Origin of the sequence: Streptosporangium heterodermiicola (assembly GCF_051390675.1) — a bacterium.
Classification (GTDB): Bacteria; Actinomycetota; Actinomycetes; order Streptosporangiales; family Streptosporangiaceae; genus Streptosporangium.
In genome coordinates, this window is sequence record NZ_JBPJSR010000027.1 from 70,002 (window position 1) to 91,016 (window position 21,015).

A 21,015-nucleotide genomic window follows, 5' to 3' on the forward strand; every position below is an offset into this window, starting at 1 on the left:
TCGGCGGGGCCGGTCATGGCGACCGGTCCCCGGTGCGGGCGACGACCCCGACGAGTGCCTCGGCCAGGTCGCGGTCGGTGTCGACGCGGTGGACGGGCACCCCGGCCCGGCGCATGCCCGCTTCGAGCCGGGCGTCGCGGGCGTCGACGGCGGCGCGGAAGCGGACCCGCAACAGCGGGTCGGCGGAGTCGACGACGAGCTGCTCGCCGGTCTCCGCGTCCTCGACCACGATCAGCCCGGCTTCGGGCAGTACGTCGTCGGCCGTGTCCACGATCCGCAGCGCGACCACCTCGTGCCGCCGGGCCAGGCGCTGGAGTGAGCGCTCCCAGTCGCCCTCGCCGATGAAGTCCGACAGCACGACGACGAGCGCGCGGCGGCGCGCGAGCCGTCCGGCCGCGTCGAGCATCTCCGCCAGGTCGGTGGTGGTGCCGCCGCGTGTCTCGGAGGTGCGTTCCAGTTCGGCGCCGATCCGCAGCGCGTGCCGCCGGGAGGTGCCGGGCGGCACGACGCGCAGCGTCCCGGTGTCGAACAGCAGGGCGCCGACGCGGTTGCCGCCCCGGCCGAACAGCCGGGCGAGGACGAGCGCGAGCTCGGCGAGTACGTCGTGCTTGCCGCGTCCCGGCCGGCCTGCCGCCATCGACGCCGACCGGTCGAGGACGAGCCACACCGTCAGCTCGCGATCCTCGGTGAACACGCGCAGGTGCGGCTCGTCCAGCCGTGCGGTGACGTTCCAGTCGATGTGCCGGGCGTCGTCGCCGTCGCCGTAGGGGCGCAACCCGGTGAAGTCGATCCCGGAGCCGCGGTGCGCGGTGCGGTGGGCGCCCTGGAGTCGGCCGTCGAGCCTGCGGACGACCTTCCACTCCAGGCGGAGCAGGAGCCTCTCGGGGGCGGTGGCCATGCCGGCTCAGCGGTTCTGCAGGACGACGTCGGGCGCCCGGACGGCCCCGAGCACCCTGGTGACGATCGTGTCGGCGTCGACGTCGTCCGCGAGGGCCTCGTAGGACAGCACGAGGCGGTGGCGCAGCACGTCGAGGGCGAGTTCGGACAGGTCGTGCGGCAGGACGTAGGTGCGGCCGCGCAGGAACGCCAGCACCCGGGCGCCAGTGACGAGCGCGATGGACGCCCTCGGGCTCGCCCCGTAGGTGACGTACCGTTCCAGCTCGCCGAGCCCGGCCGTCGCGGGGGAACGCGTCACGGAGACCAGGCGTACCGCGTAGTCGACGATCGCCGGATCGACGTACACCTGCCGGGCGCGGGCCCGCATCGCGACCAGGTCCTCGGCCGTCACCATCGGCCGCGGCGGCTCGGGCGGACGCAGCGCCCGTGCGACGATCGCCTGCTCCTCCGCCTGCGTCGGATAGTCGACGACCACCTTCATCATGAAACGGTCGACCTGCGCCTCGGGGAGCGGGTAGGTGCCCTCCGACTCGATCGGGTTCTCCGTCGCCATGACCAGGAACGGCTCGGGCACCCGGAACGTCTCGCGGCCGATCGTCACCTGGTGCTCCTGCATCACCTCCAGCAGGGCGCTCTGCACCTTGGCGGGGGCGCGGTTGATCTCGTCGGCCAGGAGCAGGTTCGCGAAGACCGGGCCGAGCTCGGTCTTGAACTCCCCGGAGTGCTGGTGGTAGACCCGCGTGCCCACGAGGTCGGCCGGCACCAGGTCGGGGGTGAACTGGACGCGCTGGAAACTCCCGGCGATCGCGGCGGCGAGCGACCTCACCGCGAGCGTCTTGGCCAGGCCCGGTACGCCCTCGACGAGCAGGTGGCCGTCGGCGATCAGCGCGACGGCCATGCGCTCCAGCAGGAGGTCCTGCCCGACGATCGTGCGTTTGACCTCGAACAGCACATGTTCGAGCGGATGGGCCGACTCGGAGGACTTTGTCGAGGTCATATGATGTTCCTTCTCGTGACGCCTCGTGGCGCTTCGTGACGCTCCGGTCAGATCTGGGGCCCGCCCGGTGGCCCTTCGCCCTCACCGCCGCCCAGGGCCGCGCCGATCGGCACCGCGAACGCGATGCCGGCGAACGCCTCGTCGCCTCCCGGGTCGGCGATCGAGACGACGATCCCGATGACCAGGCCGCGGGCGTCCAGGAGGGGACCGCCGGAGCTGCCCGGGTTCGCGGAGGCGTCGAACTGGATGAGCCCGTTCAGGTCGCCGTCCTTGGCGGTCCGGTTCAGGCCCGACACGACGCCGGTGGAGACGCTGTAGGTCAGGCCCAGCGGATTGCCGATCGCCACGACGGGCGCGCCCACGGTCGCGCCGCCGCCGAGTGTCGCCGGGACGACGATCTCCGGCAGCCTCGCGGGCCTGAGGGTCGCGACGTCGAGCTCGGGATCCGACGACGCGACGACGGCCTTCGTCCTGGTGCCGTCGGCGAACGTCACGGTGACGTCCTCGGGGTCTCTGCTCGAAGTGTCCTTGTCCGAGCCGCCTTTGCCCGCGCCGCCCTTGTCCGAGGCGCCTTCGACGACGTGGTACGCCGTCAGGATCGTCCCGTCCTCGGCCGCGATCACCCCGGTCCCGAGCGACTTCCCGGCTTGGATGACCACCACCGACGGCCCGACCCGCTTGAAGACGTCGGGCACCGTGAGCGTCGCGCTGGGCGTCGGCGTCGCGCTCGGCCGGGACGCGGCCTCCTCGCCGTTCCCGCCGCCGCTGCCCAGCCAGTACGCGAGCAGGGCCACGACGACGAGCGCGCCACCCCCGGCGGCGAATCGCCAGGCCTTCCCGGCCGGGGCTACCCGAGCCTCGGCCGCGTCGGCCTCCTGCGGCGCACGCTCCATTGCCCCATAGTCATAAATTTAAGTTGAAAGTGCTACAAACTCCGCCTGAAAACTCCCTGAGAACCGGTCCCCGTAGCCCCACCCACGTTGCCTGTGGTAGAGAACCCGCCGGTGCGCGCCCCGCCCGTGCCCGGCGGCTCGCACCTCTTGACCTGGGGCTCGACTCGCCCTTTCCCAACGGTCACACGCGGTCGTAGGTCACGGGACACGTGCGGGACGCCCCCGAAGATGTTTCGCCCACTTCGCCCACTTCGCCCACTTCGCGCACTTCGCCAATTAGCCACTTCGTCCACCGGTGCCCCGGCCATCGGCGGCACAGGCCGGTGCCTTCCGGTGCCTTCCGGTGCCTCCCAGGGCCTTCCGGTGCGGCCCACCGATGGGCGGTACGGCCGAAAACCGCTTGCCCTCGCGTGGCGGGCTCGGGGAACGTGGTGTCCATGACGCTCTGACGGACAGCACCCCGCCACCCCGAGATGCCACGGCGCCGGCGCGCCCCGTAACGCTGTCAGCCCATTCCCCTTTGGGAGAGCCTCTTTGTCCCAGCACCACTCCCCGCCGTCGCCCACCGCGGCCACGGGCCCGGCCACCGTCGCCGTGTTCGCCTCGCCCGCGAGCTGGATCGAGTCCGACGCCCTCGCGCAGTGCCACCAGGTGGCCGCACTTGAGGGCATGACGCACGTCGCGGCCATGCCCGACCTGCACCCCGGCAAGGGCGCCCCCATCGGCGCCGCGATGGCCTCGACCGTGCTGTATCCCTTCCTGGTGGGCTCCGACATCGGGTGCGGCATAGCGGTGTTCCCCATGAGGCTCAAGCGCGCCGTGCCCGAGAAGCTCGCCGCCCGCTTCCCCGACCTCGACCGCGCGCTGGACCCCGAGCGGGACGGCGACGACCCGGCCTGGGCCGTGCTGAAGGGCGACATCCCCGCCGGTCACACCGAGGGCCTCGGGACGGTCGGCCGGGGCAACCACTTCGTCGAGCTGGCGCGGATCGGGACCGTCTTCGAGCCGGGCCACGCGAGCCGCCTCGGACTCGCCGAGGGCGACCTGGTCCTCATCGTGCACAGCGGTTCCCGGGGTCTGGGTGAGCGGATCCTGCGGGCGCACACCGAGGTCCACGGCGCGGGTCCCGCCCCCGATCCCGGCGCCTACCTGGCGATGCACGACGACGCCGTACGCTGGGGATCGCTCAACCGCAGGTTGATGGCCGCCCGGGTCGCCCACGCGCTGGGGGCCGAGCCCGCCGAGCCGCTCGTCGACCAGTGCCACAACCTGGTCGAGGTCCGCGACGGGCTCTACCTGCACCGCAAGGGGGCGGCGCCCGGCGACGGCGACGATGTGCTCATCGCCGGTACGCGAGGCACCCCCTCGTACCTGGTGGCCGCCCACGCCGGGCCGGACGCCGGTCATTCCGTCGCGCACGGCGCGGGCCGCAAGATGTCGCGCGCGGACGCCCTGCGCCGGGGCAGGGCCAAGCACACGGTCGAGGAGCTGCGCCGCACGCCGGTGGGGTCGCTGGTGGTGTGCGGAGACCGCCAGCTGCTCTTCGAGGAGGCGCCGACGGCCTACAAGCGCATCGAGCAGGTGATCTCCGACCTCGTCGACCACGGCCTGGCCACGCCGGTGGCCACCACGGTCCCTCTGGTCACCTACAAGACAGCCGACCTCGGGTCCGCGTCCCAGCGGGACAGGCGCCGCAAGCGGGGCCGTTCGTGAGCGGGCGAACGGGGCCGGTCGCGGGCGCGCGAGCGAGGTCGGCGGTGGACGTTCACCTGCTGCTGTCGGCCGGGCGTGGCCCGCAGGAGTGCGCCTGGGCGCTGGCCCGGCTGCTGCGACAGCGCGTCGAGCACGGCGACGAGGAGGAGGGCGCGCCGCCGTCAGCGCCCGCCGGCGCGTCCACGACGAGCTCGTACGCGGCGACCCCGTCCGTGTCGAACGCCCGGAGACGCCGGACTGACTCCCGCCCAAGACGTGCGGGCGTTCGGCTCGTGGGGCGAGGTCCGCGATCTCGATAGTGTTCCCGCACGCGGGCGAACCTCCGGGGTCCGAGGTGGGGTAGACAGGGGCCGTGGCCCTCCGAGATCGTTTGTGTGTTCGAATCCGGACGCGATCCATGTTCGTGCCGGAACATGAGCCGGCACACGAGGAGGACACTGTGGGCATGATCCACATCGATCTGTTCGCGACGCTCGACCTGGTCGGCCAGGCGCCGGGTGATCCCGAGGAGGACCCCGAGGGCTTCCCGTTCGGGGGGTGGCAGGCGCCCCTGTTCGACGAGACGGTCGGCCGGCACGTCGGTGCCGGGATGGAGGGCATGGACGCCCTGCTGCTCGGCCGCAGGACCTACGACATCTTCGCCGCGTTCTGGCCGAACCAGGTCGACGGCGTCGACGGCGGGATCGCGACGCTGTTCAACGGCATCCCGAAGTACGTCGCCTCGCGAGGCACCCCGGACCTGGACTGGGCGGGCTCGACGCGGCTGGGCCCCGACCTGGTGGGCGCCGTACGCGAGCTGCGTGACAAGCACGAGCACGTCCACGTGATCGGAAGCCTGAACCTGGTGCAGACCCTCCTGCGCGAGCGCCTCTTCGACCGGCTCGACCTGTGGCTCTTCCCCATCGTGCTCGGCGTCGGCAAGAAGGTCTTCGACGGCGGCGCGGTGCCCGCCAACCTGGAGCTTCTGGAGCCGCCCGTCACGTCGTCCAAGGGCGCCGTGCTCCTGCGCTACGGCCTCGGTACGGGGAATCCCGTCGCCGGGGACATGCGGCGAGAGGACCGCGGCGTCGGGGCGGGCTGAACAGCGGCCGTATCGGTGACGATCACGCCGTCCCCGTACCCGGCGGCCCTGTGCCGGCGGGTGCCGATCTCGAACGTGGGGCCGTCCCCGGTCCTGGTCCCGGCGCGGGGGACGGCGGGTCCGGCCGGGCCGCGGGGCGGGAAGCGCGGTTCCGGCGGATCTTGCCGCTCCCCGGCGTTTCGCGTATGTCGGCGGTCGCGCGGATGACAAGCGCAGGCCAGAGGGTTTCGTGGGTCCATGGGCCGCTGGAGGGGCGGCGGTGTCATCGCTGATTCGCACGCGGACTCACGGGAGGCGGCGTGTCCACGTATCGAGTTCGTCACTCGGGTGGTCCACGAGATGAACGCACGGTGACGGTGACAACGAGGGAGTGCCGGACGCAGGTCTCGCGCTGGAAGATCTTGCCGAGGGCCTCAAGGTGGCCCGGTGTCCATCCGGTACGGGCTGACAGCGGGGAGTGGCGCCGATGCCGGTAGACCCCCACCCCCCTCGTGGAGCCGGGTGGCCCGTGTGGTCCACTGGCCAGGGGGAACCGGAGGATGAGAACAGGACGGCCGATCTCGATCACAGCCCGCATCACTCTGTTCACTGGTGTGGTGGCGCTTTTGCTGTGCTCGCTGGTGGCCGCGATGGTCATGTTCTCGATCAACCGTTTCGTCACCAATTCTCTCATCGAGGAGATCACCGCCGCCGGTGGCCGGGTGGCCGTGCAACTGGAGCGGAACCACCTGGAATACCCCCTGGCGCAGCGCAAGTCCCGCAACCTCCAGGTCGTCGACCCGCAGGGCAAGGTCATCGCCTCGACCCCGAGGCTGGACGGCAAACCGCCCATGGCGACGTTCACCCCCGACGGCACGAACGTCACCACCGCGGTCGTGTGCGGCGGCGACTTCCTTCTCGGCGAATGCGACCTCGTGGTCGCGCAGTGGGCCCATCGGGGGGGAACGAGGTGGGTCGTCTACAGCGCCTCCCCCACGATCCCTCCGCTGGTCGATTCGAGGCTGGCCACGGCGGTCATCGGGGGCATGGCGGTACTCGCCGGCGTCATCACCTACATCGGCTACCGGATCGTCACCGTGTCCCTCAGGCCGGTGAACGCCGTTCGGGCCGAGCTCGACGAGATCAACGCGAGCTCCCTCGACCGCCGGGTGCCCGTATCACCCGGGGACGACGAGATCCACGAGCTGGCCGACAGCGTCAACCGCACGCTGGCCCGCCTGGAGGGCGCGATGGAACGCCAGCGGCAGTTCACCGCCGACGCCTCCCACGAACTGCGAACCCCTCTGGCCGGGCTGCGCGCCCAGCTGGAGGAGGCTCAGCTGCACCCCGACGAGACCGATCTGAGCGATCTGCTCGCGCACTCGCTGTCCGATCTCGACCGGCTGCAGTCGATCATCGCCGACCTGCTCCTGCTGGCCAAACTTGAGAGCAACCCGTCCAAGCTCCGGGAAAGGATCGATCTGGCGACGCTGGTACGGGCGGAGATCTCGCGGCGGGCGGATCCGCGGAAGGTACGGCTCGTCCTCGCCTCGGAGGTGCCCGTCGACGCCGTGCACAGCCAGATCGGCCGCGCCGTCACCAACCTGCTGGACAATGCCGAGCGGCACGCCAGGGAGTCGGTGCTCGTCGAGGTGCGGGCGAACGGCGACGGCGCCGAGGTCATCGTCGACGACGACGGGGAAGGCGTCGCCGAGGCCGACCGGGGACGGATCTTCGAACGGTTCGCCCGGCTGGACGCGGCCCGCAGCCGCGACCGGGGAGGCACGGGCCTCGGCCTGGCCATCGCCCGTGGCATCGCCCAGGCCCACGACGGGACGCTCCGGGTCGGAACCGCCCCCTCCGGCGGCGCACGTTTCGTCCTGCGCCTCCCGGTGGCCCCACCGGGCGACAACGGTAAGGAACAGGCCCGTATCCCCTGAAGGCTGAGATGGCGGAGATGGCCGAGGTTATGGAGATGGCCGAGGTGGCAGGGGCGACCGGGGTTATCTGATCCGTTCGCGTTCGTTCCGCCGAGCCGGCCCGCGCCGCCGGGGTCTCGGCCGAGATGGGTGCCACATGAGCGATGCGCGAGGGGCACCGGGCGAACCGTTGGATGTGCTCGTCTTGTCACGCCCTCTGTCGCCGAGCGTGAGCGACCGTGAAACGAGAGTAATCGTAGAGCGAGAGTAGTTGCGAAGCACAAGCAGCCGTAGGCGTGAGCGGCCGTCGAACGTGAGCGGCTGTAGGACATGAGCGGTCGTAGGGCATTAGCGGTCGTAGGGCATTAGCGGTCGTCGAACGTGAGCGGCTGTAGGACATGGGTGGCCGTCGAATGTGAGCGGTCGTAGGACGTGAGTGGCCGTGAAACGTGAGCGGTTCGTCGAATGCGGGCGGAAGGCGTCTCCCGCCCGTTCCCCGTGGCGGTTGGAACATCACACAAACTCCGGCGTCGGTGATTGCCGCGATTGCGCAGAGACGGCCGTCGATTCCTCCTTCAGTATGTGCGATCAAACAAGGTGTGAGCCGGACGAAACATCCGGTTCACCGTGGCGTCAGGAGTTCGCCGTGCTGTGGAGAAAACTGCTCGTCCCGCTGACCTCGATCGTCCTCGTCCTGTCCGCCCCGGCCGGCGTGAACGCCGCCTCGGCGTCCATAACCGCCCCCGCCACCGTGTCGGCCGCCGACTTCGGCGCCCCCGGCCCCTACGCCACCACCGTGGAGGTCGGGGCGGTGACCACCCTGTACTACCCGCGTGACATCGCGCGGAGCGACCGCCGCCATCCGGTGATCGTGTGGGGCAACGGCACCTTCGCCTTCCCGGTCGTCTACCGGGACCTGCTGCTGCACTGGGCCAGTCACGGCTTCGTCGTCGCCGCCGCCAACACCCCGCAGTCCAACCTCGGCGTCTCCATGCGCGCCGGTATCGACCTGCTCACCCGCAGGAACGCTGACCCGGGCAGCGTCTTCCACGACCGCGTCGACCTGGAGCGCGTCGGCGCGTCGGGCCACTCCCAGGGCGGCGCGGCCGCCATCGTCGTCGGCGCGGACCCGCGCGTGGACACCATCCTGCCCATCCAGCCAGGACCGCTGGCCAACATCAACGCCGTACACGGCCCGGCGCTCCTGCTGGCCGGTCAGCGTGACAGCATCGTCTTCCCCGCGCTGGTGAGGGCCTTCTACAACGCCGCCGGCCACATCCCGGCCATCTACGGCGAGCTGCGCGGGGCCGACCACTTCACCGTGGTGGGCGGGGCCGGGCCGTTCGCCGCGCCGACGACCGCCTGGTTCCGGCTGCACCTCATGGGCGACCAGACGGCCCGCGCCCAGTTCTTCGGCCCCGCCTGCGGCATCTGCGCCGACACCCGCACCTGGTCCGACGTCCGCCGCAACACCCGGGCCACCCAGATCCCCGCCGCCACTCCCTGACCCGGCCCGGGAGATCGTTCCCGCCGTGACCCGCGGCCTCCCGATCTCCTTCGCACCCGCCCCCGGCCCCGCCACGGCCGGGGGCGGCCTGCCGGCCACCCATCGAAAGGACCGAGATGGACATCATCGCGACCACCCGGCACGGCAAGGTCCGGGGCCGCGTCCAGGACGGGATCGCGACCTTCCTCGGCGTCCCCTACGCCGCCCCGCCCTTCGGCGCCCACCGCTTCCGCGCCCCGGCCCCCGTCGAGCCCTGGGAGGGGGTGCGTGACGCGCTGGAGTACGGGCCGACCGCTCCCAAGAGGCCCTACCGGCCGCCCCTCGACCGGCTGATCCCCGATCCGGACATCCCCGGCGACGAGTGTCTCAACCTCAACGTCTGGGCCCCGGCCGCCGGTGAGGACCGGCTGCCGGTGATGGTCTGGATCCACGGCGGCTCGATGCGCAACGGCTCGGCGAGCCTGCCGCTCTACGACGGGCGGGCCTTCGCACGCGACGGCGTGGTCCTCGTCTCGATCAACTACCGGCTCGGGGCCGAGGGGTTCGACGTCTTCCCCGACGCGCCGGACAATCGCGGCCTGCTCGACCAGATCGCGGCCCTGACCTGGGTCGGGAAGAACATCGACGCCTTCGGCGGGGACCCGCGCAACGTCACCGTGTGCGGGGAGTCCGCCGGAGCCATCTGCGTCGCGGCCCTGATGACCAGTCCCCGCGCGGCGGGCCTGTTCCACCGGGCGATCCTGCAGAGCGGCCCGCCGCACACGGTGCCGCGCGGCGAGGGCGCGAAGGTCGTGAGATCGATGGCGAAGGCACTGCGGGTACCGGCCACGGCCGAGGCGTTCGCGGCGGTGGATCGCGAGCGACTGCTGGACGTACAGGCCATGGTGGTCGGCAGGGCCGACCCCATCGGCGGCGGGCCAGGCTTCCACATCGTGGCCGACGGCGACGTGGTGCCCGCCGACCCCCCGCCTCCCGAGGTGGACCTGCTGCTGGGCTCCAACCGGGAGGAGTACCGGTTGTGGTTCGCACCGACCGGGACGGTGGACCGGATCAGCGGTCTCACCCTGCGGCTGGCGCTGCTGAGGTTCCGGATCCCGGGGCGGGTGGCGCGGCTGTACCGGGCCACCCGGCCGGGGGCCAAACCCGGGGAGATCCTCGGCGAGATGGCCGCCGACCTGCTGCTGCGCGGGCCCCTCAACCGGCTCGCCGACTCCCGGCCGTCGCGGACGTTCGTCTACGAGTTCGTCTGGCGCTCGCCCGTCATGGGGCTCGGCGCGTGCCACGCGCTGGAGATCGGTTTCGTCTTCGACACCCTGCGCGCCGGCGAGGAACTGACCGGGCCCGGCGCCCCCCAGCCGCTGGCCGACGCCATGCACCGCGTCTGGGTGGCCTTCGCCACCTCGGGAGACCCCGGCTGGGCCGCCTGGGACGCGCGCCGGCCCGTCATGGTCTTCGACCATCCCGGCACGGACCTGGTCCTCGCGCCGAGGGAGGAGGAACTGAACGTGTGGCTCCAGGCCTCCAGGCCTCCAGGCCTCCAGCCGCGCCGTGCGAACCATGCGAACAGGGCGAGCCAGGCGGGCTGGACGGGCTGGACGGGTTGTGCGAGCTGGGCGAACCGGATGAGCTGGGTGAGCTAGGCGAGATCCCTGGAGGTGAGCGCCGCCTGCAGCAGCCGGGCCTCGGCGGGGACCGCGAGGTCCAGCCCGGTCAGCGCGCGAACCCGGTGCAACCGGTAGTCCAGGGTGAGCCGGTGGCGCGACAGCACCGTGACACGGCGCCGGTCGCTCAATCCCGTGCTCGCCGCCGCCGTGGTGGCGACGGCGCTGTTCGTGACGCTGAAGCCGGTGATGATCGCCGGTGTCGCGGTGAGCGGCCTGACACCGGTGATGCACGTCGCGCTCGCCGCCGTCCCGCTGGCGTACGCGGGCGGTCTCCTGCGGCGGCGCGCCGACCGGGGCGGGGTCGCCGAGCTGGTCGTCCACCTCCGAGGCGGCTCGCGGCCGGTGAGCATCCAGCGGGCCCTGGCCGGGGTTCTCCACGATCCGACCCTGCGGGTCGGGTACTGGATGCCGGAGTCGAGCCGGTACGTGGACGTCGACGGCCTTGTCGTGCCCCCGCCGGACGGCGGCGACCGCGTGGCGACACGCATCGACCACGACGGTGCTCCGCTCGCGCTGCTGGTGCACGATCCGGCGTTGCTGGACAACCCCGAGCTGGTCGAGGCCACCTGCGCCGCCGCCGCGCTGGCCCTGGCGAACGAGCGGCTGACCGCCGAGCTGAGGGCGCGGCTGCACCAGCTCGCCGAGTCGCGCGGCCAGGTTCTGCGCGCGGCCGAGACGGAACGCCGGCGGCTGGAACGCGACCTGCACGACGGCGTGCAGCAACGGCTCCTGTCCATCCCCATGACGCTCAGCCTGGCGGAGTCGAGGCTCGGCACCAGTCCCGACCAGGCGCGGGCGCTCGTCGGCGAGGCGAAGACCACCACGCTGGCCGTTCTCGGCGAGTTGCGGGCCCTGTCGCAGGGCATCCACCCGCCGGTGCTGACCGAACGCGGCCTGCCCGGTGCCGTACGGGAACTGGCCGCGCTCGCCCCGGTGCCCCTGCGGCTGTCGTTCGAGCTCCCGGCGCCGTTGCCGGTGGAGGTCGAGACGACGGCGTACTACGTGGTCGCCGAGGCGGTGGCCAACATCACCAAGCACGCCGGCGCGCGGGAGGCGCGGGTGCGCGCCGAGCACCGGGACGGGCGGTTGCTGGTCGAGATATCCGACGACGGCCGAGGGGGAGCGGACCCGGCCCGGGGGTCCGGGTTGCGCGGGCTCGCCGGCCGGGTGGCGGCCACCGGGGGAACCCTCAGGGTGGACAGCCCCGCCGGTGACGGCACCCTGGTCCAGGCGGTGCTGCCGTGCGGGTAGTCATCGCCGAGGACAACATGCTGCTGCGCGAGGGGATCGCCCGGCTGCTCGCCGAGGCCGGCCTCGACGTCGTGTCGGCCGTCGGCGACCCCGCCGCGCTGCTGGCCGAGGTGGCCCGGCACCGCCCGGACGTGGCCGTCGTCGACATCCGCCTGCCGCCCACCCAGACCGACGAGGGACTGCGGGCGGCCCGGGAGATCCGCCGGCGCCATCCCGGCACCGGGGTGCTCGTCCTGTCGCAGTACGTCCGGGTCAGCTACACCGTCGAACTGCTCGACGACGGCGCACGCGGCGTCGGTTACCTGCTCAAGGACAGGGTGTCCGACCTGGCGGGGTTCGCGGCGGCGGTCCGGCAGGTGGGCGGCGGCGGTTCGGCGTTCGACCCGATCGTCATCGACCAGCTGGTCGGCCGCCACGACCGCGCCGACGACCCGTTGCGCGCGCTCACCGGCCGCGAGCGCGAGGTCCTCGCGCTGATGGCCGAGGGCCGCACCAACCAGGCCGTCGCGGAACGGATCGGCATCGCCGAGCGGACCGTCGAGAAGCACTGCACGAGCATCTTCGCCAAGCTCGGGCTGCGGGCGAGCGCCGACGACCACCGCCGGGTCCTCGCGGTCCTGCGCTACCTCGACACCTGACGCGCCTCCCGGCCCGGAGGCCGGAGCACCGCCCCGCGTCACCGGCGGCCGGTCGCCGTCCATGAAGGACGGTTAACCGTCCCCCACGAGTGCGGCGGGCACGGCCCCGGGTGGGTGCTGCCCGGCTTCCGGCGCCGCCGTCGCCGTCGCACACTTCGAACGTCAGGCGAGACGACGTCTGATCGAACGGAGAACCGGAGGGCGATGCCCGCTATGACGACCGGAAACGCGATGACGATCGCCCGGTGGACGATCGGCGTGCTGACGACGGTGATGATCTACTACTTCGTCACCTCGGACGCGATACGTGCCGGGAACCCGTTCCTGGTGCCCGATCTCGTGCTCACCGTGCTTCTGCCGGTCTCGGCGACCCCGCGGGGGCGGCTCGCCGTGCCGGCGATGGTATTCGCCCTGGCCTGGGCGGCGGCCGTCTGGACGGTGTCGCTCTGCACGTACATCACGCGCGGAGCCTTCGCGGACGGGGCGAACCATATTCCCCTGATCCTTTCCAGCGTCGTGGCCGCGGGGCTGCTCGCGATCAGCGTGAACCCCCGGACGCGCGCCCCCGAGGGGACCCGGGCGGAGGGCCGGACCGGCGGGTGAGTTCGCGGGACACCTGCGAGGAGAGGGGGGCGTCAGGCGCACCGCATGGCGCTGACCAGGGTCGGCCCCTGGGCCAGCAGTTGCTCGCAGAAGTGTTCGCCCGCGTGGTAGCCCGACGAGACGACGATGGTGACCGGGCTCTCCTGCCCGCTGCCCGTGCACCCGGTCGCCAGGACGTGGAAACCGAGCATCGGCGAGACCTGGAACCTGGTCCCGTCCTCGCAGACGTAGTGGCTGTCCGCGTGGGCCGCGACCGGGAGGAGCAGGGGCACGGCGAGGGCCGCGAGGAGGGTGGCGACGCGGGCGACGGTCATGCGGGGGGATGCCATAGGAGCCCTTTCATGGGGGTTTGTGGAGCATGCCACGGCGTCGTACCCAGGGTGATCGGTCAGCAACCCTGTGTGTCCGTTGCCGGACATTCGCGGAGGGGCGAGATGCGCGACGTCGCGCCCGCCTCTCCCGTGGTCGCGCGTGCGGCCCGTCCGGTCCTGTGGTGCTGCCGGTCGGGCCCGGTCGGGCGCTGTCCGGGGTGGAGTCAGGGCTCGTGATCTTCGGTGGCCTTGCGGGCCGTGCTTCACTTCGTATTGCGGCAGGTCGTGCGTTGCGAAACACCGCAATGACTCATGACAAGCGCTGCAAGAACCTAAGAGGTAACCGCAGCTATAGAGCAAGATTACGAAACTATTTCGCAGGAGCCTTGTGGAACGAGGCATCGGAGTCCTACTGTCACCTCACCCTCGTGGCGTTCGCTCCGCCCCGAGCGCCTTCAGGTGTTCACCCCCCGAGAGAAACGAGCATCCGATGTCACGGAGCATCACAGGAGCTGTGGCGAGATGGACCGGCAGGCCACCGCGAAGGGCATCGGCGGGGATCGGGGCGGTGATCGCGCTCTCCGTCGGCCTCGGCCTCGTCCCCGGCGCCCCGGCCCTCGCGGGTACGGGCGGGGCGGCGGCTCCCGTGGTGACACGCGCCGCCCTCGACCCGTCACTCGTCGCGGGCCGGGGCGCCAGTGTCGCCTTCGCCGAGCAGGAGGCGGAGAACGCCACGACGAACGGCACGGCCATCGGCCCGGACCGCGCCGCGTACACGCTGGCGGGAGAGGCGTCCGGCCGCAAGGCGGTCAGGCTCACGCCGGGACAGCACGTCGAGTTCACGCTGCCGAAGACGGCCAACGCGATCACCGTGCGCTACAGCATCCCGGACGCCCCCAACGGGGGCGGCATCACCGCGCCGCTCGACGTCACGGTGAACGGTGCGGGCAAGAAGGTACTGACCCTCACGTCGCAGTACTCGTGGCTGTACAACCAGTATCCGTTCACGAACGACCCGAACGCCGACCTGCTGCACCCCGACTGGTGGATCACCGAGTGCGCCTGCGTGCCCAGCGCCACGACGCCCACCCCGACGATCACGAAGCCGTTCCGCCCGACGCACTTCTACGACGAGCAGCGTCTCCTGCTCGGCAGGACGTACCGCGCGGGTGACAAGGTGCGGCTCACGGTCCCGGCCGGGAGCAACGCGGCGTGGACGATCATCGACCTGCTCGACTCCGAGCTCGTCGGCGCGCCGCACGTCAGGCTCGTCGCGGCGAACGTGCTGGCGTTCGGCGCCGACCCGCTCGGCAGGCGCGACTCCGCCGACGCGATCGACAGGGCGATCGCGTTCGCCAAGCGCAACCGCCTCAAGGTCTACATCCCGCCGGGCGTCTACCAGGTGAACCGCCACATCATCGTCGACAACGTGACGATCGAGGGCGCCGGCAACTGGTACACGATCATCAAGGGCAAGGAGGTCACCCTCCCCGCCCCGGCCCCCGACGGCTCGGTGCACACCGGCGTCGGCTTCTACGGCAAGTACGCGGCGGACGGCGGCAGCAGGAACGTGCACCTGTCCGGCTTCGCGATCGAGGGTGACGTCCGCGAGCGCGTCGACACCGACCAGGTGAACGGCATCGGCGGCGCGCTGAGCGACTCGACCGTCGACGGCCTCTACATCCACCGCACCAAGGTGGGCATGTGGTTCGACGGGCCGATGCGGAACCTGAAGATCACGAACAACATCATCGTCGACCAGATCGCCGACGCCCTCAACTTCCACGGCGGTGTCACGGACTCGGTCGTGTCGAACAACTTCACCCGCAACACCGGTGACGACGGCCTCGCCCTGTGGTCCGAGAAGATCGCCAACGCCCGCAACACGTTCGACCACAACACCGTGCAGACGCCGACCCTCGCGAACGGCATCGCCGTCTACGGCGGCACGGACAACACCATCTCGAACAACCTCGTCGCCGACCCGATCCGCGAGGGCAGCGGCATCCACGTCGGCTCCCGCTTCGGCGCCGAGGCGTTCGCCGGGAAACTGTCGATCAAGGACAACACCACGGTCCGGGCCGGCACGTACGAGCTGAACTGGAACATCGGCCTGGGGGCCATCTGGCTCTACGCGCTCGACAAGAACATCGAGGCGGACATCCAGGTGGTCGGGAACCACTTCCTCGACAACACCTACAACGCGATCATGCTGGTCAGCGACTGGGGTGTGAAGGACCTCTACTCGATCACGAACGTCCACTTCAAGGACATCAGGGTCGACGGCACCGGCACCTCGGTGGTCAGCGCCCGGGTGAAGGGGTCCGCCTCCTTCGAGAACGTGGACGCCCGCAACGTCGGCGCGGTCGGCGTCAACAACTGCGGCTCGTTCAACTTCCCGCCCACCGGTTCGGAGTTCTCGCTGACGGACCTCGGCGGCAACGACGGCGGCGGCACCACCGGAGCCTGGCTCGCCCCGTGGATGCTGCCCAACACCATCACCTGTGACGACCGCCCGCCGGTCGTCGCGCCGCCGGCGCCGTCCCCGTGGTGATCCTCCGCCACGACGCGTCTCCGGTGTCACCGATCTGAGCTGATCCGATCTGAACGACCGGCCGTCCGGGATTTCCCGGGCGGCCGGTCGTTCTCCGTGCCCGCTCCCGTACCCGCCGAGGCGCGCCCCCGCGCCGGGCGCATCGATGCCCTCCGGGCCGGGAATTCCGGCCGTACGGCGATCCCGGAGCACGATCTCCCCGAAGGCGTCAGACGCCGCGGCGCATCGCCCTGGTGCCGACCACCAGGCCCACCGCGGCGACGGCGCAGGCGCAGAGCGTCCCGTACAGCACCGACACGTCCGTGAAACGGCCGGAGAACAGCGCCCGCTCCGCCTCGACGACGTAGGAGACCGGGTTCAGCGTGGCGACGGCCTGGAGCCACCCCGGGCCCGAGTCCATCGGCAGCAGTACGCCCGACAGCAGCATCAGCGGGAACATCACCAGCTGGGTGACCCCGTAGAACAGATCACCGCCCGGACTGGACGCGATCGCGAGGGCGAAGGAGAGCGCGCCCAGGCCGACCCCGAACACGATCAGCACCGCCAGGCCGGCCAGCACGCCCGTGAGATGCGGGCGGAAGCCCAGCGGCACCGCGAGGACGATGATCAGCACGGCCTGGGCCAGCAGGATGGCGAACTCCTTCATCGTCCGGCCGACCAGCATCGCCGTGCGGTTCAGCGGGGTGACCAGCATGCGCTCCATCGAGCCGCCGATCAGATCGATCAGCAGGGAGTATCCGGCCATCATCGGCCCGGACAGGCACATCATGATCAGGATGCCGGGCACGAACCACTGCCACGGCGAGCCCTCGAAGCCCCCCACCTCTCCGAGCAACGGGCCGAACAGGAACAGGAAGAGCAGCGGCTGGCCCATGGTGAAGAGGAGCCCGAGGGGTTCGCGCACCACGGGGGCGAACTCGCGGGAGAAGACGGTTCCGGTGTCACGGAGGAACTGCACGCTCACGGTGTGGCCTTTCTGACCGGTGGGGGAGGGGACGGGGATCACCGGGGACGCCGGGATCGCCGAGAACGCCTGGGGACGCCGAGGACGACCGGGATCGCCGAGGACGGCGGGGACGCCTAGGGGCGTCGAGGGGCGTCGAGGGACGCCGGGATCGGGGGACTGTGGGGACGGCGGGACGGCGGGGACGGCGGGGACCGGGGGGACCGGGGACGGTCAGACACCGCTCGTGTCGTGCGAGGGTTCGCCGGTCTCGTTCGAGGGGCCGCCGGTCTCGTCCGGGAGCTCATCCGTCCTGTCGCTCTCGCGCAGGCTGCGGCCGGTCAGCGCGAGGAACACGTCGTCCAGCGTGGGGCGGGTGGTCTCGGCGGTGCCGACCTTCACCCCGGACGACTCCAGCGACCGGAGATACTCCGGCAGCGCCGCGCCCGCGTGGGGCACCCGCAGCCGCACCGTCGTCCCGTCGACGGTGACCGCGCCGGGACCGGCGATCCGCTCGGCGATCCCGGCGGCCCTCGCCGCCCCCGGCTCGTCGTGGACGGTGATCGTGACGCGGTCACCGGCCAGGTCGCCCTTCAGCCGTTCGGCCGTCCCGTCGGCGATGATCCGGCCGTGGTCGATGATCACCACTCGTTCGGCCATGCTGTCGGCCTCCTCCAGGTAGTGGGTGGTGAGGAAGAGGGTCGTGCCGTGCAGCTCGCGCAGCCGCAGGATGTGCTCCCAGATGTTGGCGCGGCTCTGCGGGTCGAGACCGGTCGAGGGCTCGTCCAGGAACAGCAGTTCGGGCCGGTGGATGAGCCCCAGCGCGATGTCGAGGCGGCGGCGCTGGCCGCCCGACAGGGTGCCGGGCTTGCGGGTGGCCAGCGACTCCAGGTCCAGCAGGCCGAGGATCTCGTCGGCCCGCCGGTGCGCCTCCGGCCGGCGGAGGCCGTAGCAGCGCGCCTGGGTCACCAGCTCGTCGCGGACGCGGAAGTTCTCGCCGGAGCCGTTCTTCTGGCCGACGTACCCGATGCGGGCGCGGACCCCCGCCGGGTCCGACACGACGTCGCGGCCCGCGACGATCGCGGTTCCCGACGTCGGCGGGAGCAGGGAGGTCAGCATGCGCAGGCTGGTGGACTTCCCGGCGCCGTTGGGGCCGAGGAAGGCCACCAGCTGGCCCGCCTCCACATCGATGTCGAGGCCGCGTACGGCGTCGACGCTTCCCTTCCTGACCTTGAATCGCCGGGTCAGCCCTCGGGCATGGATCATCGTCCCCTCCTCGGGGTGGGCGTGGGCGTTGGGTGGCATGCCAAATGAACCCCTGGCCGGGGGCTTGATTGGAGATGCCTCATCCTTGACCACGCGATCCGGGTTTGGCAAACGTGAAACGTACATTCATGTTCTGCCTGACCTGCGGAAACGTGCTCTCGTGCGCCGTGCCGTACGGCATCGCCGATCTTCGCTCCGAGCCGGTCCACCCGCGCTGACGTGGGCTTTTCGCGCATCCCGTGGAGAAGATGAAAAAAGTGCGGATTTTCCGCCGTACGGTGGCCGGACCCCGGTGGCGGGTGGTCAGTTTCCCCCGGAACGCACGGGGACCTGGGCGGGGCCGGGCTTCGCGGAGTCGTCCCGCCGGCGCGGGAGCAGGCTGTCGAGCGCCCACGGGCCCGCGCCCAGTACGGCGATGAGCAGGAACGACCAGCAGAACATCGCCGACGGCTCACCCCCGTTGCGCAACGGCAGGAGCTCCTGCGGCAGGTGCACCACGAAGAACGCGTACGCCATCGAGCCGGACGCGAGGATCGCGGCGGGGCGGGTGAGGAGTCCGGCGAGGACGAGCCCGCCGCAGAGCACCTGGACGAGCGCGGCCCACCAGCCGGGCCAGACCGCGAAATCGACGGCGCGGCCGGTGGCGGGGTTGCCGCCGAACACGCCGAACATCGACGCCACGCCGTGGCAGAGGAAGAGGAAGCCCGTCACCATGCGGAAGAGCGAGAGCACCGGTCCGCCGAATCGGTCGATCTTCATCGAATCACCCCTGTTCTCGCGACGCGAGGCCGGTCCTCGTCCCAGCCTCGCACCGCCGCCGCCCGTGGACGCGCCCACGCGCGCGTCCTGGTGATCCCCTGTCAAGATTTGGCGTCGCCCAGAGAGCCCGGCGCGGTGGGTGTGGCGTGGCACGTGCGGGCCGATGGTCTTTTTCGTGGTACGCACGGGATGCGTGGGTCAGAGGTTTTCCGGCAAAGGGTGAGCCCGGGTCAGATCCAAGGGGACACGCGGGGGGCGTCCTTCCAAGGGGTCACGCGGGGGGGCGGCTTTCCAAGGGGTCACGCGGGGCGCGGCGCCTGTGTCGCCTCGAAGGACTGCACATGATCGATGGCGGCGGTCAGGGCGTCGCGCAGCGGGGTGACGTCGCGGGCGATCTGGGCGAGCAGCATGCCCCCCTGCATGGCGGCCAGCAGCAGGTTCGCCAGCCGCGCGGGGTCGGCGTCGAGGCGAAGCAGACCGCGATCGCGCATGCGATCGAGTCCGGCACGCAGCACGTCCTTCCAGCGGTCGAAGTCGGCGGCGAGCCGGTCGCGGACATCGAGATCGGCCTTCACGATCTCGGCCGCGAGGGAGCCCAGCGTGCAGCCCTCCAGGCACACACGCTCATGGGAGACGTAGAACGCGGCCCACTCCCGCAGGGCGCCGATGGTGTCGAACCCCGCGAAGCTCGACCCGGCGTGCAGATCGAGGATCCTCTCCGTCTGCCACTCGATCACCGCGAGCACGAGACTTTCCTTGTCCGGGAAGTAGTGGGTGAGCTGTGATCCGCTGATGCCCGACGCCTTGCGCAGCGACTCGTTGCTCGTGCCGTGCACGCCCTGGGCGTAGATCAACTCCGCCGCGTGCTCGATGATGCGCGCCCTGGCCGCGAGCCCCTTGGCCGTGAACTTCGCATCGGCCCTCTTAACGCCCATGACACAGAGCGTACTCCAGGATTGGGTTTGACAGCCCAATCTGTGTCCGATTTACTGGGCTATGCAGCCCAGAAAATTGGAAGGCCGTCCTCCTGACCTGCGGAAACGCTGAGCGATTCCAAGGGGCGGTGACGGTCGGCACGACACCATCCATTTCGAGAGGACAGAGCCATGTCCGGTACCACCTCACGCGAGCGCTATGAAGCCTTCGCCGCCCTGCACGAGCAGAACGACGTCTTCGTCATGCCCAACGCCTTCGACGGATTGTCGGCCGCGGTGTTCGCCGAGGCGGGCTTCAAGGCCGTCGCCACCTCCTCGGCCGCGTTCGCCGCCACCCTCGGCCGCCTCGACGGCCGTCACGCGGTCAGCCGCGACGAACACCTCGCGCACGCCCAGCTGCTCGGCCGGACCAGCGGGCTCCCCGTCAACGGCGACTTCGAGGACGGCTACGGCGACACCCCCGGCGACGTCGCCGACACCGTCGAGGCCGCCATCGCCGCGGGCCTGTCCGGCATCGGCGTCGAGGACACCTCCGCCGACCCCGGCCACCCCATCCGCGACTTCGACGAGGCCGTGGAGCGCGTCCGCCACGCCGCCACCGCGGCCCGGGGACGGATCGTGCTGACCGGCCGCACCGACAACTTCATCCAGGGCCGGCCGGATCTCGACGACACCGTCCGTCGCCTGACCGCCTTCGCCGAGGCCGGCGCGGACGTGCTCTTCGCCCCCTACCTGCCCGATCTGGACGCCATCGCCACCGTCGTCAAGGCGGTCGCGCCCAAGCCCGTCAACGTACTCCTGGGATGGTCGTCCGGCGCCTTCACCGTCGGCGACATCCAGCGGGCCGGCGCCCGCCGCATCAGCCTGGGTGTCGATCCCTACCTGCACAGCCTGAGCGCCCTGCGCACGGCCGCCGGCAAGCTCGCCGGAGGCGACCTCGCGGCCTTCCCCACCACGATGGGCCTGGAACTGCTCCACTCGCTGTAGTCCGGCCCGGCGGGCGAGCCTTCCCGGACGAGTCGCGGCTCGCCGACTCGTCCGGTGCCGGTGCGACGATCGCGTCCGGCTCTCCGAGGTGACGCCGCGTCTGCCGCGCACGGGATTC

19 protein-coding genes are annotated in these 21,015 nt (G+C 71.4%); 10 read left to right on the plus strand and 9 right to left on the minus strand.

What is annotated here, in order from left to right:
- Positions 1-13 precede the first annotated feature (13 nt).
- The 3 genes from ACSC1Q_RS37445 to ACSC1Q_RS37455 are packed head-to-tail and all read right to left on the minus strand — an operon-like array spanning position 14 to position 2,787.
- Positions 14-898, minus strand: a complete 885-nt coding sequence (locus tag ACSC1Q_RS37445) for a DUF58 domain-containing protein (RefSeq protein ID WP_436763467.1) — start codon at positions 896-898, stop codon at positions 14-16.
- A gap of 6 nt (positions 899-904) precedes the next feature.
- The gene (locus ACSC1Q_RS37450; protein WP_436763468.1) at positions 905-1,894 is read right to left on the minus strand and encodes an AAA family ATPase; all 990 of its coding nucleotides are present in this window, start codon (positions 1,892-1,894) and stop codon (positions 905-907) included.
- 47 nt (positions 1,895-1,941) lie between these two features.
- Positions 1,942-2,787 (minus strand): S1C family serine protease, encoded by an 846-nt coding sequence (locus ACSC1Q_RS37455; protein ID WP_436763469.1) that lies wholly within the window; start codon positions 2,785-2,787, stop codon positions 1,942-1,944.
- 534 nt (positions 2,788-3,321) lie between these two features.
- On the opposite strand from ACSC1Q_RS37455, the gene ACSC1Q_RS37460 reads away from it, so the two are divergent.
- The 5 genes from ACSC1Q_RS37460 to ACSC1Q_RS37480 all read left to right on the plus strand — a co-directional run bounded on the left by ACSC1Q_RS37460 (position 3,322) and on the right by ACSC1Q_RS37480 (position 10,626).
- Positions 3,322-4,500 (plus strand): RNA ligase RtcB family protein, encoded by a 1,179-nt coding sequence (locus ACSC1Q_RS37460; RefSeq protein ID WP_436763470.1) that lies wholly within the window; start codon positions 3,322-3,324, stop codon positions 4,498-4,500.
- Positions 4,501-4,945: 445 nt separating this feature from the next.
- On the plus strand, positions 4,946-5,581 hold the full coding sequence (locus ACSC1Q_RS37465) for a dihydrofolate reductase family protein (RefSeq protein ID WP_436763471.1): 636 nt from the start codon (positions 4,946-4,948) through the stop codon (positions 5,579-5,581).
- Between the two features lie 596 nt (positions 5,582-6,177).
- Positions 6,178-7,500, plus strand: a complete 1,323-nt coding sequence (locus tag ACSC1Q_RS37470) for a sensor histidine kinase (RefSeq protein ID WP_436763472.1) — start codon at positions 6,178-6,180, stop codon at positions 7,498-7,500.
- A gap of 625 nt (positions 7,501-8,125) precedes the next feature.
- On the plus strand, positions 8,126-8,986 hold the full coding sequence (locus ACSC1Q_RS37475) for an alpha/beta hydrolase family protein (RefSeq protein WP_436763473.1): 861 nt from the start codon (positions 8,126-8,128) through the stop codon (positions 8,984-8,986).
- Positions 8,987-9,102: 116 nt separating this feature from the next.
- Positions 9,103-10,626 carry a carboxylesterase/lipase family protein gene (locus tag ACSC1Q_RS37480; protein WP_436763474.1) on the plus strand — a complete coding sequence of 508 codons (1,524 nt, stop codon included), beginning with the start codon at positions 9,103-9,105 and terminating at the stop codon, positions 10,624-10,626.
- On the opposite strand, the gene ACSC1Q_RS37485 is transcribed toward ACSC1Q_RS37480, so the two are convergent.
- On the minus strand, positions 10,623-10,754 hold the full coding sequence (locus ACSC1Q_RS37485) for a helix-turn-helix domain-containing protein (protein WP_436763475.1): 132 nt from the start codon (positions 10,752-10,754) through the stop codon (positions 10,623-10,625). The genes ACSC1Q_RS37480 and ACSC1Q_RS37485 overlap by 4 nt on opposite strands.
- Before the next feature lies 1 nt (position 10,755).
- On the opposite strand from ACSC1Q_RS37485, the gene ACSC1Q_RS37490 reads away from it, so the two are divergent.
- The 3 genes from ACSC1Q_RS37490 (at position 10,756) to ACSC1Q_RS37500 (ending at position 13,142) form a co-directional block, all read left to right on the plus strand.
- Positions 10,756-11,901: a sensor histidine kinase gene (locus ACSC1Q_RS37490; RefSeq protein WP_436763476.1), complete on the plus strand. Its 1,146-nt coding sequence runs from the start codon at positions 10,756-10,758 to the stop codon at positions 11,899-11,901.
- Positions 11,892-12,539, plus strand: coding sequence for a response regulator transcription factor (locus ACSC1Q_RS37495; RefSeq protein ID WP_436763477.1), 648 nt, complete (start codon positions 11,892-11,894; stop codon positions 12,537-12,539). The genes ACSC1Q_RS37490 and ACSC1Q_RS37495 overlap by 10 nt, the downstream gene beginning before the upstream one ends.
- A 213-nt stretch (positions 12,540-12,752) precedes the next feature.
- The gene (locus tag ACSC1Q_RS37500; protein ID WP_436763478.1) at positions 12,753-13,142 is read left to right on the plus strand and encodes a hypothetical protein; all 390 of its coding nucleotides are present in this window, start codon (positions 12,753-12,755) and stop codon (positions 13,140-13,142) included.
- A gap of 32 nt (positions 13,143-13,174) precedes the next feature.
- On the opposite strand, the gene ACSC1Q_RS37505 is transcribed toward ACSC1Q_RS37500, so the two are convergent.
- Positions 13,175-13,471, minus strand: a complete 297-nt coding sequence (locus ACSC1Q_RS37505; RefSeq protein ID WP_436763479.1) for a hypothetical protein — start codon at positions 13,469-13,471, stop codon at positions 13,175-13,177.
- 550 nt (positions 13,472-14,021) lie between these two features.
- Between ACSC1Q_RS37505 and ACSC1Q_RS37510 the strand changes: the two genes are divergently transcribed.
- Entirely contained in the window at positions 14,022-16,007 is a 1,986-nt protein-coding gene (locus ACSC1Q_RS37510) for a glycosyl hydrolase family 28-related protein (protein WP_436763480.1), read from the plus strand.
- Between the two features lie 208 nt (positions 16,008-16,215).
- Here the strand turns inward: ACSC1Q_RS37510 and ACSC1Q_RS37515 are convergent, their stop codons facing one another.
- The 4 genes from ACSC1Q_RS37515 to ACSC1Q_RS37530 form a co-directional block, all read right to left on the minus strand.
- Complete coding sequence (locus tag ACSC1Q_RS37515; RefSeq protein ID WP_436763481.1) at positions 16,216-16,971, minus strand: ABC transporter permease; 756 nt, start codon at positions 16,969-16,971, stop codon at positions 16,216-16,218.
- A 213-nt stretch (positions 16,972-17,184) separates the two neighbouring features.
- A complete protein-coding gene (locus tag ACSC1Q_RS37520) occupies positions 17,185-18,216 on the minus strand; it encodes an ATP-binding cassette domain-containing protein (protein ID WP_436763482.1) in 1,032 nt (343 codons plus the stop codon).
- Positions 18,217-18,519: 303 nt separating this feature from the next.
- Positions 18,520-18,975, minus strand: coding sequence for a DoxX family protein (locus ACSC1Q_RS37525; RefSeq protein ID WP_436763483.1), 456 nt, complete (start codon positions 18,973-18,975; stop codon positions 18,520-18,522).
- A gap of 299 nt (positions 18,976-19,274) precedes the next feature.
- Positions 19,275-19,910 (minus strand): TetR/AcrR family transcriptional regulator, encoded by a 636-nt coding sequence (locus ACSC1Q_RS37530; protein WP_436763484.1) that lies wholly within the window; start codon positions 19,908-19,910, stop codon positions 19,275-19,277.
- 171 nt (positions 19,911-20,081) lie between these two features.
- On the opposite strand from ACSC1Q_RS37530, the gene ACSC1Q_RS37535 reads away from it, so the two are divergent.
- Positions 20,082-20,897, plus strand: coding sequence for an isocitrate lyase/PEP mutase family protein (locus tag ACSC1Q_RS37535; protein WP_436763485.1), 816 nt, complete (start codon positions 20,082-20,084; stop codon positions 20,895-20,897).
- Positions 20,898-21,015: the final 118 nt, after the last annotated feature.